Origin of the sequence: Nonomuraea angiospora, assembly GCF_014873145.1 — a bacterium.
Classification (GTDB): Bacteria; Actinomycetota; Actinomycetes; order Streptosporangiales; family Streptosporangiaceae; genus Nonomuraea; species Nonomuraea angiospora.
This window is the reverse complement of the sequence record NZ_JADBEK010000001.1, coordinates 403,099-418,830: the sequence shown is the minus strand read 5'-3', so window position 1 is coordinate 418,830 and position 15,732 is coordinate 403,099. Positions and strand designations below refer to the sequence as shown.

Here is a 15,732-nt window from a genome sequence, read left to right as displayed (position 1 = left end):
GACCCGGCGGCTTCTGCTCTTCTCTTGCGGTGCAGATCGTGAATGAGGGGCCGACGGGGCCGCAGCGCCCCGGCGTCCTCCGGTGGGCGTCGCGATCGTGAGAACGACCCGGCCCATGGCGCCGAGTACGTCCACCCCGCATCCCAACCGGCCGCTCACCGGGCATCCCGCGCCTCCCGCGCGCCCGCCGGGCAGCGGCCGCCACGTGCTCGCCGTCGTCGTCGGAGTGCAGCTGGCCATCTCGATCGGGTTCTTCGCGGTGATGGCGCACCTGGTCACGTACCTGCGCCACGACCTCGGCCTGCTCGCCGGCACCATCGCCGTGGTGCTCGGGGTGCGCGTGGCGCTGCAGAACATGCTGTTCCTGCCGGCCGGCGCGATCACCGACGCGGTGGGAGCGGCCCGCGCGGGAGCGCTGGCCTGCGCGCTGCGGGCGGCCGGGTTCGCCGTGCTGGGGGTCATCGACGGGCCGGCCGGGTTGCTCGGCGCGGCCGCGGTCCTGGCGGTGGGCGGGGCGCTGTTCCACCCGGCCGCCCAGTCCCTGCTGGCCGGGGTGCCGCCCGCGCGGCGCGCGAGGGGTTTCGCGGCCTACGTCGTCGCCGGTCAGGTGGGGGCGGTGGCCGGCCCGCCCGTCGGGCTGGCCCTGCTGGCCGGGGGGTTCGGGCTGCTGTCCGCCGCCGCGGCGGGCGCCTGGGCGGTCGGCGCCGTACTGTTCCTGCTGCTGCCGGCCGAACGCGGCGCCGCGGCACGGGCGGGCGCCCGGCTCACCGGCGGCGTGTCGGCGGTGCTCCGGGATCGGGATTTCCGGCGCTTCGCCATGACCGCCGCGCCGGCCACGCTGCTCGCCGACCAGATCGTCACCGTGGTCCCGCTCAAGGAGGTCGGGGCAGGCTCGACGACCCTGTTCTTCTGCGTGGTGGCGGTCGCCATGGCCGCGGTCCAGCCCTGGTGCGCGGCCGGTGGGCGGGGCGAACGTCCCTGGGTGCTCAGAAGCGGCCTGGTCTGCGCCGGCCTCGGCTATCTGGCGCTGCTCGCGATGCCCTCCGGCGAGGGCGGCCACCTCGTCGTCCTCCTGGTGGCGGCGGTGCTGCATGGGCTGGCCCAGGGGCTGATGCAGTCGGCGCTGTTCCAGACCGTCACGCGGTGCGCGCCGTCCGGACGGTTCGGGGTCTATTTCGGCCTGCTCAGCTTCGTCGCCGGGGTGGCCGCGTTGACCGGCGGGTTCGTCGTGGGCCGGCTGTTCGACGCCGGGGGCGGCGCGGCGGCCATGGCGCCGGCGGGTCTCGCGCTGGTCGCGGTGCTCTCCGCCGCCTTCCTGCGGCTTCCCGCGGCTTCCCGCGAGCACGACGGACCGTGACCGTCGCTGATGACCGGGAACAACACGTACGGCACCGGCGCCGGTGGACGATGCCTCCGACCTCGGACGGCCGACGTGACGCGGGGTTGTGTACCTCTTTCCCCGCGCCGGCGGCCTGCAAGGGTCTAGGGCCGCTCAGGCGCTTTCCTCCACACTCCGCTGATGCCATTCCGCCAGCTCCACCAGCAACCCGTCGGCGGCCCCGCCGAACATCGCCGTGAGCGCTTGTTCGCTGTCCACCACCACGACGGTGTCGAGCAGGTCCGCGCGCAGCCTCGCCGCTCTCGGATCCCCTGCGCCGTCAGGGTCGAAAGCGGTGGCGGCCAGGAACAGGCCGCCGACACTTGCCAAGGTGGCGGTCTGCTGGGCTTGGGTGCCGAGCACCGCGGAGGCGTTCGCGGGCGCGGCAGGCAAGGCCGGCTGACCATCACGAAGCAAAAGCGTGAGCGGTCGGACGGGGACCGTCTCCCCCACCTCGCCGTCCGGCACATGAGCGCTGCCGTCGCGATGGCGTGTCACACCGGTGGGATGTCCCCACGGCCGGCCACTGTCCTGGTCCTGCGCGCTCGCGCGGGTGAACAGGCCGCCCTCGGCATCGACGACAAGGTCTCCAGGCTGCCATCGCTCGCCATCGAGCGGTGTGTGCGTGTCCTTCATGGTGGGGAGGGTACGCCCCGACTACGACAAATGACCCGAGCAGACGTACGTCGCGGGGTGGGGGCCGCATCTTGATCGGCGGGTGGCGAGCCGCCCCGACTCGACGCGGGGCGACTCCGCGCTCGGAGGCCGGCCCGCGTTCGGCGTAGTCGTGCGCGCTCCCCCAGGTTCCGGGACGTGCCGGCTCCTGCGGCAACGGCCACGTCGGCGCGGTCAGCCGTCGACGAGGACCGGGTGGCGGGGTGGGCCGTCGGCAAGCAGGGCGGCCAGCAGGTGCGCCAGCCCGGCGGGGCGCAGAAGATCGGCGGTCTCAGCCAGTTCTTGCGCTGTCCACCAGCGATGGCCGGTGATGCTCGCTTTCTCGAAGTCCTCCATGCGGGTGGTGTCGATCTCCGAGACGGGAACGCGGGCCAGGTAGTAGCGCTGCCGCACCTCGTGGATGACGCCGTCTCGCTCCATGGTCCAGGGGCGTCCTGTCCACACCTCCGGCCCCAGCGCCACATCCGTCAACCCGGTCTCCTCACGCAGCTCACGCAGTGCCGCGTCTCGATGGCTCTCTCCGGGCTGGAGACCGCCGCCCGGGGTGTACCAGCGAAGCGTGCCATCGTGTTGGTCGCGGCTGGAGAACAGCAGGAGCCGGTCGGCGTCGTCGATGAGAACGACACGTGCACTGGGGCGCGGGACCGAGCCACCCGCCGCGTCCATCTCGGGGGCGGGATGCATCTGGTCTCCTTCGTGGCAGGGCGAAGATCGGACGGCGCTCGCGTGCCGTGCCCAGGGTCCTGGCCGGCGGCCTCGTCACCTGGGCACGGGACTGGACTCTAGGTCATAGCCAGGCGGGCAGCTCGCGCACCAGCCGGGAAGTCCATGGACACCAGTAGAGGCCGGGCAGGAACGCGCCGCCGGCCTCGTCCAGGTGGTCTTCGACGTAGGGGATCGTCGCGTCGCAGACTTCGATCGCCACGTCGAAGAAGCTGACCGTGTTGGGGTCGTAGTGGTAGCTCCAGCGCGGGTTGTAGGGGACGGGACGCTTGACGATCCGCCCGATCAGGTGGGGTTGGTCGCTGGTCACGCCGGCGAGCAGCTCGCGGGCGTGCGCGATCTTTTCCGGGTCGGTGAGCTGGACGACGAATCTTTCGCCGGTGATGTCGGTGAACTCGAAGAGGGCTCTTTCGGCCGCCTGAGCGGGGCAGGCGAGGCCGAGCATCGCAACTGATGCGAGAGCGGCGACGATCTTGGTGAGGATGCGTGGCATGGGGGTGGGCACCTCCGATGCTGAGGTCGCACTCCGCGACCCGTCCACTACCTAAAGTAATCGAATCGTCGCGTAGAGTTAAGATGTTCGCGGCGACAAGCGCGAAGCGCGATCCGGCTCCTCCTGCGCCGATCACCGCCCCGACCGTCCGGCAGAGACCCGGAAGCATCGGCTTGCCGGGCTTCCACCGCACCACTCCCCTCACTCAGACGGCCGCGCCCGGGCCGGGCAGCAGGTCGACGTCGCCCGCGTGCATCGGCTCGCCGCAGTGGGCGCAGCGCAGGTCGGCACGGCTGATCTCGCCGCACGCGTGGTGGCGGTAGAGCACCGGCGGTCCGGCCTCGCCCGCGAGCCACTTGTCGCCCCAGCCGGCCATGACCATGAGCAGGTCGACCAGCTCGGCCCCCTTGACGGTCAGGTGGTACTCGTAGCGTGGCCGGTTGTCGTAGGGGCGGCGCTCGAGCACGCCCTGGTCGACCAGGTGGTTGAGCCGTTCGGTCAGCACCTTGCGCGAGATCTGCAGGTCGGCCTGGAGCTGGTCGAACCGGCTCAGGCCGGCCCACACGTCACGCAGGATCAGTGGCGACCAGGGCTCCCCGATGACGTCGAGGGTGCGGGCGATGGAGCAGGCCATCTGGCCGAAGTTCGTGCGTTGCATGAGCAGAGTCTAGCAATCGGGGTTCCCTTAGGGAACTTCGCGTGTTACGGTCACAGAGTCTCTTCAAGGAACTCCGATCGCATGGCTCACCCCGCAAGGAGAAGAAGATGCTCAACCCCGACGTACGCCGCGTCCTCGACGGCACTTCGCTGGCCCACCTCGCCACCGTCCTGCCGGACGGCTCGCCCCACACCGTCCCGCTCTGGGTGGGCACCCACGGGGACCACATCGTCATCCTCACCGGCCCGCAGTCGCGCAAGGCTCGCAACCTGCGCCGCGACCCGCGGGTGGCGCTCTCCATAACGCCCGCCGACAACCCGTTCCAGCCCGTCATCGTCCGCGGCCGGGTCATCGAATGGCTCGAGGGCGACACCGCCTGGGAGATCATCGACCAGATCGCAACGAAGTACATCGGCAGGCCCTACACCCGAGAAGAGGAACGCGTCATCGCCGTCATCGAGCCCGAGCGGCAGACCGTCGGCATGAGCTGAGCCACCCCCTGCCCACCGCGCTTGCCGCCCATCCGGAGTCCTGTCGCGGTGGTTGTTTCCCCACTCCCCCAAGCTGGGTGGCAAGGTCTGGTGATCAGCTCGATGGGTGGCCGGCCGCGTCCTTGACATGGACGCCGCGCCCGCCGTGCTCCGTGTTGGTCTGCCTCGGACGCTTCAGCCGGGGTCGGCCCCGTGCTCGGCGGCGCGCGTCAGGCGGCTGTGTGCGCGAGGATGGCCCGTGCCAGCTCCTCGTGCACCTCCGGCGGCAACGTGTGCCCCATACCCTCCACCATCATCAACCGCGCCCCCGGAATCTGCCCGGCGATGATCGCACCATGACCCGGCTTGGCCGGCTCGTGAGTACCCTCGATCACCAAAGTAGGCGCCTTCACCCGATCCAACACACCCACCGGCTCGAAATCCGGCCGAGCCATCGCCGCCAGACGATGGTTCACCACCGCATCCAGATCCCGGGCCCGATCGAAGATACGCTCCTGCAACCGGCGGGCGGCATCCTCATCGAACGGCAACGCGGTGCCGTGCAGCACCCGCTGCTCCGCGATCATCGCCTCAATCCGCCCACGCCGATCAACCGGCGGCGGACCCGCCATCAACCCCCGAAAGTGGGCCACGAACTCCGCCACCGGCTCCGGCAAACTCCCCTCCGGCTGCGGCTGACCCATCAAAGCCCGCATGATCACCATCCCCTCACCCCCACCCAGCGGCGAGGACCCGATAACGGTCAGCGAACGCACCCGCTCCGGCCGCTCCACCGCGATCAACTGCCCCAGCAACCCACCCGCCGAATGACACACCAGATGCGCACTGTCCAGACCATGCGCGTCCAACACCCGCAGCACATCGTCCTTGATATCGCCCCAGGTATACGGCTCCTTCTCGAAATCCACCGTGCCCGACCTACCGGTATCACGATGGTCGTACCGGACCACCCGCCGGCCACCGGCCGTCAGCCGGCCGACAAACTCATCCGGCCACAGGACCCCCTGCGACATCGAACCCATCACCAGCAAGATCGGCTCGTCCGTAGCGGCGCCGAACTCTTCACTCCAGATCTCCACGTTCTGCATGACTCAGAGCATGCCGTCCCCGCCTACGGGCGCCTTCTGTAGAACTACTGGCCGGGCCAGTTCAGTACGGGTGCCGTGAGCCCGCTTCCATGAACGGCGTTCCTCAGGCACGAGGGCCGGTGCGCAGGGTGACGAACAGCCCCCGCGCGCGGGTGCCGTCCGGTATCTGCCAGGCGCCGGCGACGTGGCCGGTCGCTTCGGGCGGAAGGAGAGCCGCGTCGTCCGGGACGGGACGCAGGACCCGGTGCAAACGCAGAGCCGTGCCGTCCGGGGCGGGCAGCTCGGTGCCCTCGTGGTCGTCGACGGCAGTGGCGGAGAAGCCCGTGGGGACGGGGCTGGCGCCGAGGTAGGAGCGGGTGACCTCCCGGTCAGGGGTGTCGCTGATGTTCTGGTCCTGGGCCTGGACGCGGCCCTCGATCAGGGCCGGCAGCTGGGCGACCAGCACCGGGTCGTGGCAGCCGTCGTAGGCCCAGCGCCGCCCCAGCACCCCGTGCTCCATGGTGCCGACGAGGGCGTGCTCCGCCCCGTCGAGCGGGGCACCGCGATAGGTGAGCGGTGTCAGGTAGCTGATCGGCTGGGTGCCCGAGGTGTCCGTGACCACCAAGAACTCCATCCCGACCTCGCCCTCGGGGTCGTCGAGCCGGAAGCCGCCGGCCTTGGCCAACTCCGGGTCGCCCGCGCCGCCCGAGTACCACGGCCGGGTGGGTAGCCAGGCGGTGAGCAGTTCGAGCTTGGTCGGCTTGAGGGTCGTGTGGTGGATGACGGCCATGCCGAGGATTCTCTTCCGTTGAGGGGGACGACCTCCACATCTTCCCATCCTCGCGGTAAGGCCTGGCGCCGGTCCGTGTTGTTGTTTGGTGATCATCCTACGAACGCGCTGGAGGATGGCATGGTGCTGACCGAGGCGGCCCCGGAGGCGTTACCGAAGCAGCCGACGAGAAGCTGGCCCGGCTGGCGGAGCGGGTGAGCGTGTTCCCGCTCCCGCCCGACACGGAGCCGGGCGATCTCAGTGTGCAGGGCACGGTGGGTATCCAGTCGGGCAACAGCAATCATTGCGACTACCTGGTCCGCATGTCCCTGCTTACCAAGCTGCCGGACGCCGAGATCGCACGCTACTACGAGTCCGCCGCGATCGAGGGTCTCGAAGGCCGCCCGCTCTCGGGCACCGTGAACGTCAACCCGAGCGGATCATGGCGGGACGGGTTCAAGGGCGTCATCGTGGAGTTCTTCGACGGACCTCACGAACCGGGGTTCGACATGCGCTGCCACTGAGCAGGGACGGCCTTGTGCCAGTGGCAGGACCTCGCCCCGATGCTGCGCGTCGGCGACCGGCTCGACGCCCTGATCACCGAGGACCGGCCCCGAAGCAGGACGCCCGCGACCAGGCCTGCGCGCAGGAGGCAGTGACCGTCGCGGAGTTGGCCGGCCGCGAGGTAGGCCGTGACGCCTGGAGTCGCTGCGGCTACGGGCCTGCCTCCTGGGTCCCGCCTCCACGTGAACGGGCGAGCCGTCGTGGGGTGGTCAGAGGTCGGGGGCGGCGGGGCGGATGAGGCCGCTCTCGTACGCGAAGACCACCACCTGTGCGCGATCGCGCAGTCCGAGCTTGACCAGTACGCGGCTCAGATGCGTCTTGACCGTCGCCTCGGCCAGGTGCAACGCCGCGGCGACCTCGGCATTGGACAGCCCGCGCGCCACCTGCGCCAGCACCTCGTGCTCGCGCGCGGTCAGCTGCGCCAGCCGTTCGTCCCGCTCGGCGGGTCCCGGCGTCATCTGCGGCGCGAACCTCTCCAGCACGCGGCGGGTGACGCGCGGCGACAGCGCCGCCTCTCCCGCCGCGACGTTGCGGATCGCGCTCAGCAGTTCCTGTGGCCGCGTGTTCTTCGGCAGGAACCCCGCCGCTCCGGCCTTCAGCCCGGCGAAGGCGTACTCGTCGAGATCGAAGGTGGTCAGGATGAGCACGCGCGAGCGCGGGCTGTCGCGCACGATCCTGCGGGTGGCCTCGATGCCGTCCAGGCCGGGCATGCGTACGTCCATCAGCACCACGTCCGGGCGCAGGTGCCGTGCCAGCCGGGCCGCCTGCTCGCCGTCGTCCGCCTCCCCCGCCACCTCCATGTCCGGCTCGGCCTCGAAGACCATGCGGAAGGCCATTCGCAGCAGCGACTCGTCGTCGGCGATCAGCAGCCGGATCATCGTGGCGCTCCCAGGTCCAGCACGGCCAGCACCCGCCATCCGCCGCCCGTCACCGGCCCGGCGTCCAGGGTCCCGCCGTAGGCGGCCACCCGTTCCCGCATGCCCGCGATCCCGCGCCCATCGCCCCGGGGGCAGTCGCTCCGGAGCCCACCATCCCGGAGCCCATCGCCCCGGAGCCCATCGCCCCCTGGCCCGGAGCGGGGCCCGGGCACCCAGGTCCCGGCGTCGGCGAGCCCGGGGGCAGCCGGCTCGCGAACGTCGACGACCTCCACCTCGGCATGGCGTGACAACACTTCGACCCGTACCTCGGCGCGGGCCCCGGACGCGTGCCGCAGCGTGTTCGTCAGCGCCTCCTGAACCAGCCGGTAGATCGTCAGCTGGGCGGCGGCGGGCACCGCCTCGGCGTCCCCGGCCACCCGGACACGCGTCACCAGCCCGGCCGCGCGCATCCGCTCGGCCAGCGGACCGAGCTCGGCGATCCCGGGCGCGGGCTGAAGCGGCTCGTCGAGGCGGTCCTCGCCCGAGGTGGCGTGGCCGGTGCTCAGGGAGCGGCGCATGTCCTGCAGGGCTTGGCGCCCCGTCGCGGCGATGTGCTCCATCGCCTCCGCGGCCCGGTCCGGCGCGCTGTGGCGGACGTACGCGGCGCTGTCGGCCAGCGCCACCATGACCGACAGGTTGTGGGTGACGATGTCGTGCATGTCGCGGGTCATCCGCGCGCGTTCCTCCGCGACGGCCAGCCGGGCCCGCTGCTCGCGGTCGCGTTCCAGGGAGGTGACGTACGCCCGCCGTACCCGCATCCACAGGCCGGCCATGAGAGCGGCGGCCGCCATCGCGCTCAGCGCAGCCACCGTGAAGGGGAACTGGCCGGGCGGCGCCCAGCGGGCGGCGGCCAGCAGCACCCCGGCCTGCAGCGCGAGCGCCGCCGCCAGGGTGTGGCGCCACGGGCGGTGCGCGGCGACCGTGTAGAGGGCCACCAGGAGGGCGGCGTCGGCGGGAAGCTGTACGTCCAGCGCCCACTGGACGGCGGCTGCGAGACCGATCGCGCCCAGGACCGTCATCGGCGCGCGCCGCCTCCAGGCCAGCGGCGCCACCAGCGCCGTCTGCAGCGCGAACAGCCATGGAGGGCCCGACAGCACCTGGCCGGGGCCGAGCGTGGCCAGGAACAGCGCGGCGGCCGGCAGCGCGTCGGCGGGCAAGGTCGACCATCGGCTCAGCGCGGTGAGGCGGGCCGCCGGACGGTCGGCTGGGTTCATGCGCTTCACCCTAGTTGTCCTGCGGGTTCGCTCCCGCTCCTCCTCGGGGACGACCGTCATCCGAAAGTCGCAGGCGCGCGTGCGACCTCCGCCGCTGTCCGCTCGACGTGCCGGCTGTCAGCCTGTCGGACATCCCTTTTCCGATAGAGGAGCTTTCGCATGTCCGTTGTCACGAAAAATACGGATCTGGCTATGAGGGCCAGGGCTACCGGTCCGTCCACCGTCTCGAAGGCGGCAGGCAACGTCACGGGCACGGGCACGGGCACGGGCACGGGCACGGGCACGGGCACGGGCACGGGCACGGGCACGGGCACGGGCACGGGCACGGGCACGGGCACGGGCACGGGCACGGGCACGGGCACGGGCACGGGCACGGGCACGGGCAGGGTCACAGGCAAGGTCGCCGGGCTGGCCGTGCTGGTGCTGGCGGTCTCCCTGCCCGCGTCCAACGCCAGCGCCGGCACCGGTGCCAGCGCCGGAGCCGGAGCCGGAGCCAACGTCGCGCGCCCGATCGGGGTGAGCCTGCCCGCGCCGGGCGGCCCGTATCCGGTCGGAACCGTGGCCATGCGGCTGGTGGACCGCTCGCGGCCCGATCCGCTGGTGGCGGCCAAGCCGTACCGGGAGCTGATGATCAGTCTGTGGTACCCGGCGGCGGACCGCGGGCCGCTCGCGCCGCACATGGCGCCGCTGGCCGCCGCCGACTGGGATCGGCACTCGGCGCCACCCCTGGGCGTCCCCAAGGGCGCCGTCGCCTGGGCCGCCACGCGCACCCACGCCCGCGTGGGCGCGCCGGTCGAGCCGCGTGCGGGCAGGCTGCCGGTGGTGCTGTTCGGTTCGGGGGACGGCGGGCCTCGCACGCTGGGCACCACCCTGGTGGAGGACCTGGCCTCGCGCGGCTACCTGGTCGTCACCGTCGACCACACCTACGAGGCCGACCAGGTGGAGTTTCCCGGCCGACGCCTGGTACGCGCCCTGCCGCTGCCCCCGAAGCTGACGCCGAAGGTCATCGCCAAGCTGCTGGCCGACCACGCGCGGGCGCGCCTGGCGGACATGCGGTACGTGCTGGACCAGGTCACCGCCCTGGCCCAGGGCCACCCGATCGGCGGGGCACTGCCCGAGGGGATGCTCGGCGCGCCCGACGCCACGCGGGTGGGAGCGCTGGGACAGTCGCTGGGCGGGTCGGTCGCCGCACAGCTGACCCGCGACGACGCCCGTGTGGACGCGGCCGTCAACCTCGACGGCTCCTATGTCGGCCCGGTGGCCGGGCGCGGTGTGACCAGGCCGTTCCTGCAACTGGCGGCCGAGACCCATACGCGTGACAGCGAGCCAAGCTGGAAGTCGTTCTGGCGGGCCTCGACCGGGTGGAAGCGGGAGCTGCGCTTCAAGGGCGCGGCCCACGGCTCGTTCACCGACCTGCAGCCGCTGCTGCCGCAGATCGCGGGCAAGCTCCCCAAGGTGCCGCTCGCGGACTACGTGGGCACGATCGATCCCGGCCGTTCGGTGGCGGCCCAGCGCGCCTACGTCGGGGCCTTCTTCGACCTGCACCTGCGGGGCAAGCCGACCCGCCTGTTCGAGGGCCCGGACGCTCGCTTCCCCGAGGTCTCCCTCATTCCCTGACCACGTGCATCCCCGTGGCTCCCCGGGCACAGGCGTGCTCGCGTCGACGCGAAATGGCCGGTAGATGCCCTCTTGGCGCCCTGTCCTCGGATCGTGCGCACGCGAAAGCATGAAGCGCGTAAGCCAAGCCGAAGGCGCAAAGGAGACGCCATGGGTAACGTCGTACGGGCCCTGGCCACCGTGGCAGCCGGCGCGATGGTCCTCGCCGGCACCGCCACCCCGGCGCAAGCCGAAGTATGGAATTGCATCACTTCCGTCGACACGACGGCGAACGTGGCGGGCGCGCTGTGCGCGTCCGGCTTCGGCAGCTACCGGGTGGCCGCGAAGTGCAACTCGGCTCACTACCCCTACACGCGAACGATCGTCGGCCCGTGGGTGACCAAGGCCTCCGGCCAGCAGGGTAAGTGGTCCACGGCTTCGGGCGACGCCCAGGGCTGCCACGTGGTCGAGGCCTGGACGCAGTTTCCCTAGAACCGATGCGGTGCGGACGGTTCGAGCTGGGCGGGGGCACCCTCGGGCCGGAAGCAAGGTTGCGTCATGATCGGATGAGTGGGGTTTGACGCCGCTGTCGAGGTGGGGATCGCCGCGTTCTGCGCGGGTGGGGATCGCCGCGTGCTGCGGCGGTGGGGATCGCCGCGCTCTGCGCGGGTGGGGATCGCCGCGTTCTGCGCGGGTGCGGAGCCGCCGCGTGACGAGGAGGTAGGGGAACGGCTGACGGGGGCCGGCGTCGAGCCGTGGTCGGCGTGGGATGGCCCAGGTCGAGGTCGCCGTCTCGTACCCGGCGCCGGCCGTGCCGTGGCTGGGCTGGGCTGGGCTGGGCTGGGCTGGGCTGGTGGAGAGCTTCGCCAGGCACGGCCCCACCTGGCGCGAGGCGATCGGCGGGGCGGTGAGCAAGTTCAGGGGCGGCGCGCCGCATCCGATCGTCGACGGCTTCCTACGGCCCGGCGGTGCTGGGCGGCCTGCTGATGGCCTCTGCGCGCCGGGCGCCCGTTCGCTCGCCAGGAGATGCGCGCGACGAGCGGTCGCTGCTCGCCCTCGGCGCGCTGGCGGTGGCCGGCTATCCGGTCAACTTCTACCCGGCGGTGGCACGGTCAGGGGTGTCCGTGACCACCGGGGTCGCGCTGGGCAGCGCATCGGTCTTCGCCGGTCTGATGGCGTGGCGCACCCGGCAGGCCGCGCCGACCGCTCGATGGGGCCGGTGCCACGGTGACCGCGGTCGTCGGCTGCGCCGTCCTGGTGCCGGGCCCCGAGCTCGCCGGCGGCGCCGCGCCCGTGGACGTGGACGTCACCGGCGTGGCGCTGGCGGCCCTGGCCGGGCTGTCGTACGCCGCTACTCGCTCATCGGCGGGAACCTCATCGCACGAGGACATCCCTCCGATGCGGTGATGGGGCGATGTTCGGCGCGGCGGCGCTCCTGGTCCTGCCCGTCGTACTACTGGGGAGCAGCACGCAGTGGCTGAACGGGCTTTGCGGCGCTGCCGTGGCGGCGCATCTCGCCGTGGTCACCACGTTCCTCGCCTACCGGCTCTTCGGCTGCGGCCTGCGGAAGACCGCCGCGCAGGCGGCCACGACGCTGACGCTGGCGGAGCCCGCGGGCGCGGCGGTGCAGGGCGGCGCGGCGGTGCAGGGCGGCGCGGCGGTGCAGGGCGGCGCGGCGGTGCTGGGCGGCGCGGTCGTGGGCGAGCGGTTGCCGGCGCTGTCCTGGTGTGGGATGGCCGTACTGGCCGGGGGTCTGGCGTTTCTCGCTGTCCCCGCTCGCCCCCGGCGATGAGGTGGCCGGACACTGGGGTTTAAGTCCGACAAATCAGCCTTGACATCTCCCCGTCCCGCCCTCACTCTGTTGCGTATAGCGCTAGACGTTTCTCTTTACGAAACCGGGGTGACAGGATGATCCCAGCGTGCCCACTGGCGTCACTCCCTCGAGGCGAGGCCCTTCGCGTCGAGGCCGACCCGCCGATCGCGGTCTTCCACACCGAGGACGGCGAGATCTTCGCCATCGACGACACCTGTACCCACCAGGACGCCTCGCTCGCCGACGGCTGGCTGGAGGGGTGCGAGATCGAGTGCCCGCTGCACGCCTCGCGTTTCGACCTGCGCACCGGCCGGGTGGACGCGCCGCCGGCCAAGCTCCCCGTGCGCACGCACGAGGTGGTGGTCGACGACGGCGTCATCTATGTCAAGCAGTCCGAGGCGCCACCCAACCTGCCGCCGGGCGTCACCGTCAAGGGGCAGGTGTGAACACGATCTGCGTCGTCGGCGCCTCCCTCGCCGGGCTGCTGACCGCCAGGGCGCTGCGCGCCCAGGGATACCGGGGCAGGCTGGTGCTGGTCGGGGACGAGCGACACCGCCCCTATGACCGCCCGCCGCTGTCGAAGGACTTCCTGCGCGGCGACCTGACCGAGGCCGACCTGGCCCTGGAGAGCGAGGGTGAGGGCGAGGGCGAGGAGCTGGACGCGGAATGGCGGCTCGGCGTGGCCGCCGTGGCCCTGGACCCCCGGGAGCGGCGCGTCGAGCTGAGCGACGGCACCTCGGTGCGGGCCGACGGCGTCGTCATCGCCACCGGCGCCACCGCCCGCAGGCTTCCCGGCGCCGGCCACCTGGCCGGCGTGCACACGCTGCGCACCCTGGACGACGCCCGCTCCCTGCGCGCCGACCTGGAGGCGGGCCGGCGGCTGGTGGTGATCGGCGGCGGCTTCGTCGGCGCCGAGGTCGCCGCCACCGCCCGCGACCTCGGCCTGGACGTGACGCTGGTCGAGTCCGGCCCGGCGCCCCTGGCCCGCGTCGTCGGCGTGCCGATGGCCGAGGCGCTGGCCGCGCTGCACGAGCGGCGCGGCGTGCGGCTGCTGTCCGGCACGGTCGTGTCCGGCCTCACCGGCGCGGACCGGGTGGACGGGGTACGGCTGGCGGACGGCACCCACCTGCCCGCGGACGTCGTGGTCGTCGGGATCGGCGCCGTCCCCGCGATCGACTGGCTGCGGGGCAGCGGCCTCGACCTGGGCGACGGCGTACTGTGCGACGAGGCGGGCGGCACCTCCGCCCCGGGCATCGTGGCCGTGGGCGACTGCGCCGCCTGGTTCGACCCCGTCCAGGGCAGGCACCACCGGATCGAGCACTGGACGGGAGCCCGGCAGCGGGCCTCGGTCGCGGCGGCCACGCTGCTGTCCGGCGGCACCGCCCGCGCCGAGGCGCGGCGGCCCACCTACATCTGGTCCGACCAGTACGACGTGAAGATCCAGTTCGTCGGGCACGCCGCGGACGCGGATACGGTCAACGTGGAGGAGGGCGACCCGGCCGGGCACAGCTTCCTCGCGGTCTACCGGCAGGGCGAGCGTCCGGTCGCGGTCCTCGGGGTCAACCAGGTACGGCTGTTCACCCGATGGCGGCGGCAGCTCGAAACGGCGCCGGTTCAGGTCGGCTGAGACAGGAGTGAATCATGGCTCATGAAGTACGCGGGGTCGTCGCGACCGGCAAGGGCAAGCCGGTCAGCCTGGAGACCGTCCTGGTGCCGGACCCGGGGCCCGGCGAGGCGCTGGTCCAGGTGCAGGCGTGCGGGGTCTGCCACACGGACCTGCACTACCGCGAGGGCGGCATCAGCGACGACTTCCCGTTCCTGCTCGGCCACGAGGCGGCCGGCGTGGTGGAGTCGGTCGGCGACGGTGTCACTGACGTCGCGCCCGGCGACTTCGTGATCCTCAACTGGCGGGCCGTGTGCGGCTCGTGCCGGGCGTGCCTGCGCGGCCGCCCGCAGTACTGCTTCGCCACCCACAACGCCACCCAGAAGATGACCCTGGCCGACGGCACGCCGCTCAGCCCCGCGCTGGGCATCGGCGCGTTCGCCGACAAGACGCTCGTGGCCGCCGGCCAGTGCACCAAGGTCGACCCGGCCGCCTCCCCCGCCGCGGCGGGCCTGCTCGGCTGCGGCGTGATGGCCGGGCTCGGCGCCGCGGTGAACACCGGCGGCGTCAGCAGGGGCGACTCGGTGGCGGTGATCGGCTGCGGCGGTGTCGGCAACGCGGCCATCGCGGGCGCGCGGCTGGTCGGCGCGACCACGATCATCGCGGTCGACGTGGACGGCCGGAAGCTGGAGTGGGCCCGCGGCCTGGGCGCGACGCACACGGTCGACGCCAGGGACGGCGACCCGGTCGAGGCGATCAGGGAGCTGACCGGCGGGTTCGGCGCGGACGTCGTGATCGACGCGGTCGGCCGGCCGGAGACCTACCGGCAGGCCTTCTACGCCCGCGACCTGGCGGGGACCGTGGTCCTCGTCGGCGTGCCCACGCCGGAGATGACGCTGGAGCTGCCGCTGCTCGACGTGTTCGGCCGCGGCGGCGCGCTGAAGTCCAGCTGGTACGGCGACTGCCTGCCCAGCCGCGACTTCCCCATGCTGATCTCCCTCTACCTGCAGGGACGTCTCGACCTCGACGCGTTCGTCAGCGAGACCATCGGCCTGGACGACGTCGAGGACGCCTTCGCCAAGATGCATCGCGGCGAGGTGCTTCGCTCGGTGGTGGTGCTCTAATGCGGGTCGAGCGCCTGGTCACGTCGGGGACGTTCAGCCTGGACGGCGGGACGTGGGAGGTCGACAACAACGTGTGGCTGCTGGGCGACGACCAGGAGGTCCTGGTCGTCGACGCCGCCCACGACGCCTCCGCCGTCGCCGCGGCCGTGGGCGACCGCCGGGTGAGCGCGATCGTGTGCACGCACGCGCACGACGACCACGTCAACGCCGCGCCCGAGCTGGCCGCGCTGACCGGCGCGCCCGTGCTGCTGCACCCGGACGACGAGGTGCTGTGGAAGCTGGCCCACCCGTCGGCCACGCCCGGCGGGCGGCTGGCCGGCGGACAGCTCCTGCGGGTGGCGGGCACCGCCGCGCACGTGCTGCACACGCCGGGGCACGCGCCGGGCGCGGTGTGCCTGTACGTGCCGGAGCTCGGCGTGCTGTTCTCCGGGGACACCCTGTTCAAGGGCGGTCCCGGCGCGACGGGCAGGTCGTACAGCGACTTCCCGACGATCATCTCGTCGATCAGCCGGACGCTGCTGACGCTGCCCGGCGAGACCGTGGTGCACACCGGACACGGTGAGGACACCAGCATCGGGGCCGAGGCTCCGCAGCTCGAGAACTGGATCCGCCGAGGGCACTGACCCGGCCTGTTCAGAGGAGTACTG

General features: G+C 72.4%; 19 protein-coding genes. 11 read left to right on the top strand and 8 right to left on the bottom strand.

Annotation, left to right across the window (positions count from 1 at the left end; genetic code table 11):
* The first annotated feature begins 115 nt into the window (after positions 1-115).
* Positions 116-1,357, top strand: a complete 1,242-nt coding sequence (locus H4W80_RS01855; RefSeq protein ID WP_192783457.1) for an MFS transporter — start codon at positions 116-118, stop codon at positions 1,355-1,357.
* A gap of 135 nt (positions 1,358-1,492) precedes the next feature.
* Here H4W80_RS01855 and H4W80_RS01850 read toward each other — a convergent pair whose 3' ends face one another.
* From H4W80_RS01850 to H4W80_RS01835, 4 genes are all read right to left on the bottom strand, one after another.
* On the bottom strand, positions 1,493-2,014 hold the full coding sequence (locus H4W80_RS01850) for a hypothetical protein (RefSeq protein ID WP_192783456.1): 522 nt from the start codon (positions 2,012-2,014) through the stop codon (positions 1,493-1,495).
* Positions 2,015-2,227: 213 nt separating this feature from the next.
* Complete coding sequence (locus H4W80_RS01845; RefSeq protein WP_192783455.1) at positions 2,228-2,737, bottom strand: NUDIX hydrolase; 510 nt, start codon at positions 2,735-2,737, stop codon at positions 2,228-2,230.
* 103 nt (positions 2,738-2,840) lie between these two features.
* On the bottom strand, positions 2,841-3,269 hold the full coding sequence (locus tag H4W80_RS01840) for a BP74-related protein (protein WP_192783454.1): 429 nt from the start codon (positions 3,267-3,269) through the stop codon (positions 2,841-2,843).
* A 205-nt stretch (positions 3,270-3,474) separates the two neighbouring features.
* Positions 3,475-3,927 (bottom strand): winged helix-turn-helix transcriptional regulator, encoded by a 453-nt coding sequence (locus H4W80_RS01835; protein ID WP_192783453.1) that lies wholly within the window; start codon positions 3,925-3,927, stop codon positions 3,475-3,477.
* A gap of 107 nt (positions 3,928-4,034) precedes the next feature.
* Here H4W80_RS01835 and H4W80_RS01830 point away from each other — a divergent pair, with 107 nt between their 5' ends.
* On the top strand, positions 4,035-4,418 hold the full coding sequence (locus H4W80_RS01830) for a PPOX class F420-dependent oxidoreductase (protein WP_192783452.1): 384 nt from the start codon (positions 4,035-4,037) through the stop codon (positions 4,416-4,418).
* Between the two features lie 209 nt (positions 4,419-4,627).
* Here the strand turns inward: H4W80_RS01830 and H4W80_RS01825 are convergent, their stop codons facing one another.
* Together H4W80_RS01825 and H4W80_RS01820 are read right to left on the bottom strand one after the other, a co-directional pair.
* Complete coding sequence (locus H4W80_RS01825) at positions 4,628-5,506, bottom strand: alpha/beta fold hydrolase (RefSeq protein ID WP_192783451.1); 879 nt, start codon at positions 5,504-5,506, stop codon at positions 4,628-4,630.
* A gap of 103 nt (positions 5,507-5,609) precedes the next feature.
* Positions 5,610-6,275: a maltokinase N-terminal cap-like domain-containing protein gene (locus H4W80_RS01820; RefSeq protein WP_192783450.1), complete on the bottom strand. Its 666-nt coding sequence runs from the start codon at positions 6,273-6,275 to the stop codon at positions 5,610-5,612.
* A 194-nt stretch (positions 6,276-6,469) separates the two neighbouring features.
* On the opposite strand from H4W80_RS01820, the gene H4W80_RS01815 reads away from it, so the two are divergent.
* On the top strand, positions 6,470-6,778 hold the full coding sequence (locus H4W80_RS01815) for a hypothetical protein (RefSeq protein ID WP_192783449.1): 309 nt from the start codon (positions 6,470-6,472) through the stop codon (positions 6,776-6,778).
* A 249-nt stretch (positions 6,779-7,027) separates the two neighbouring features.
* Here H4W80_RS01815 and H4W80_RS01810 read toward each other — a convergent pair whose 3' ends face one another.
* Both H4W80_RS01810 and H4W80_RS01805 read right to left on the bottom strand, forming a co-directional pair.
* Positions 7,028-7,696: a response regulator gene (locus H4W80_RS01810; protein WP_192783448.1), complete on the bottom strand. Its 669-nt coding sequence runs from the start codon at positions 7,694-7,696 to the stop codon at positions 7,028-7,030.
* Positions 7,693-8,949: a sensor histidine kinase gene (locus tag H4W80_RS01805; RefSeq protein ID WP_192783447.1), complete on the bottom strand. Its 1,257-nt coding sequence runs from the start codon at positions 8,947-8,949 to the stop codon at positions 7,693-7,695. Before H4W80_RS01805 ends, H4W80_RS01810 begins: the two co-directional genes overlap by 4 nt.
* Before the next feature lie 192 nt (positions 8,950-9,141).
* Between H4W80_RS01805 and H4W80_RS01800 the strand changes: the two genes are divergently transcribed.
* The 8 genes from H4W80_RS01800 to H4W80_RS01765 all read left to right on the top strand — a co-directional run bounded on the left by H4W80_RS01800 (position 9,142) and on the right by H4W80_RS01765 (position 15,708).
* Positions 9,142-10,566, top strand: coding sequence for an alpha/beta hydrolase family protein (locus tag H4W80_RS01800; RefSeq protein WP_192783446.1), 1,425 nt, complete (start codon positions 9,142-9,144; stop codon positions 10,564-10,566).
* 150 nt (positions 10,567-10,716) lie between these two features.
* A complete protein-coding gene (locus tag H4W80_RS01795) occupies positions 10,717-11,037 on the top strand; it encodes a hypothetical protein (protein ID WP_192783445.1) in 321 nt (106 codons plus the stop codon).
* Positions 11,038-11,772: 735 nt separating this feature from the next.
* Entirely contained in the window at positions 11,773-11,952 is a 180-nt protein-coding gene (locus H4W80_RS63315) for a hypothetical protein (RefSeq protein WP_192783444.1), read from the top strand.
* Between the two features lie 94 nt (positions 11,953-12,046).
* Positions 12,047-12,337: a hypothetical protein gene (locus tag H4W80_RS63310; RefSeq protein WP_192783443.1), complete on the top strand. Its 291-nt coding sequence runs from the start codon at positions 12,047-12,049 to the stop codon at positions 12,335-12,337.
* A gap of 116 nt (positions 12,338-12,453) precedes the next feature.
* A complete protein-coding gene (locus H4W80_RS01780; protein WP_192783442.1) occupies positions 12,454-12,804 on the top strand; it encodes a bifunctional 3-phenylpropionate/cinnamic acid dioxygenase ferredoxin subunit in 351 nt (116 codons plus the stop codon).
* Entirely contained in the window at positions 12,801-13,985 is a 1,185-nt protein-coding gene (locus H4W80_RS01775) for an NAD(P)/FAD-dependent oxidoreductase (RefSeq protein WP_192783441.1), read from the top strand. Before H4W80_RS01780 ends, H4W80_RS01775 begins: the two co-directional genes overlap by 4 nt.
* A 14-nt stretch (positions 13,986-13,999) precedes the next feature.
* Entirely contained in the window at positions 14,000-15,085 is a 1,086-nt protein-coding gene (locus tag H4W80_RS01770; RefSeq protein WP_192783440.1) for an S-(hydroxymethyl)mycothiol dehydrogenase, read from the top strand.
* Positions 15,085-15,708: an MBL fold metallo-hydrolase gene (locus H4W80_RS01765; protein WP_192783439.1), complete on the top strand. Its 624-nt coding sequence runs from the start codon at positions 15,085-15,087 to the stop codon at positions 15,706-15,708. The genes H4W80_RS01770 and H4W80_RS01765 overlap by 1 nt, the downstream gene beginning before the upstream one ends.
* Positions 15,709-15,732: the final 24 nt, after the last annotated feature.

What these genes read in the sequence shown, in the direction of transcription:
- H4W80_RS01855 (WP_192783457.1), top strand. Translation starts at nt 116, where the DNA reads ATGGCGCCGAGTACGTCCACCCCGCATCCCAACCGGCCGCTCACCGGG.
- H4W80_RS01800 (WP_192783446.1), top strand. Translation starts at nt 9,142, where the DNA reads ATGAGGGCCAGGGCTACCGGTCCGTCCACCGTCTCGAAGGCGGCAGGC.
- H4W80_RS01830 (WP_192783452.1), top strand. Translation starts at nt 4,035, where the DNA reads ATGCTCAACCCCGACGTACGCCGCGTCCTCGACGGCACTTCGCTGGCC.
- H4W80_RS01810 (WP_192783448.1), bottom strand. Translation starts at nt 7,696, where the DNA reads ATGATCCGGCTGCTGATCGCCGACGACGAGTCGCTGCTGCGAATGGCC.
- H4W80_RS01765 (WP_192783439.1), top strand. Translation starts at nt 15,085, where the DNA reads ATGCGGGTCGAGCGCCTGGTCACGTCGGGGACGTTCAGCCTGGACGGC.
- H4W80_RS01770 (WP_192783440.1), top strand. Translation starts at nt 14,000, where the DNA reads ATGGCTCATGAAGTACGCGGGGTCGTCGCGACCGGCAAGGGCAAGCCG.
- H4W80_RS01840 (WP_192783454.1), bottom strand. Translation starts at nt 3,269, where the DNA reads ATGCCACGCATCCTCACCAAGATCGTCGCCGCTCTCGCATCAGTTGCG.
- H4W80_RS01795 (WP_192783445.1), top strand. Translation starts at nt 10,717, where the DNA reads ATGGGTAACGTCGTACGGGCCCTGGCCACCGTGGCAGCCGGCGCGATG.
- H4W80_RS01805 (WP_192783447.1), bottom strand. Translation starts at nt 8,949, where the DNA reads ATGAACCCAGCCGACCGTCCGGCGGCCCGCCTCACCGCGCTGAGCCGA.
- H4W80_RS01825 (WP_192783451.1), bottom strand. Translation starts at nt 5,506, where the DNA reads ATGCAGAACGTGGAGATCTGGAGTGAAGAGTTCGGCGCCGCTACGGAC.
- H4W80_RS01820 (WP_192783450.1), bottom strand. Translation starts at nt 6,275, where the DNA reads ATGGCCGTCATCCACCACACGACCCTCAAGCCGACCAAGCTCGAACTG.
- H4W80_RS01780 (WP_192783442.1), top strand. Translation starts at nt 12,454, where the DNA reads ATGATCCCAGCGTGCCCACTGGCGTCACTCCCTCGAGGCGAGGCCCTT.
- H4W80_RS01850 (WP_192783456.1), bottom strand. Translation starts at nt 2,014, where the DNA reads ATGAAGGACACGCACACACCGCTCGATGGCGAGCGATGGCAGCCTGGA.
- H4W80_RS01845 (WP_192783455.1), bottom strand. Translation starts at nt 2,737, where the DNA reads ATGCATCCCGCCCCCGAGATGGACGCGGCGGGTGGCTCGGTCCCGCGC.
- H4W80_RS01835 (WP_192783453.1), bottom strand. Translation starts at nt 3,927, where the DNA reads ATGCAACGCACGAACTTCGGCCAGATGGCCTGCTCCATCGCCCGCACC.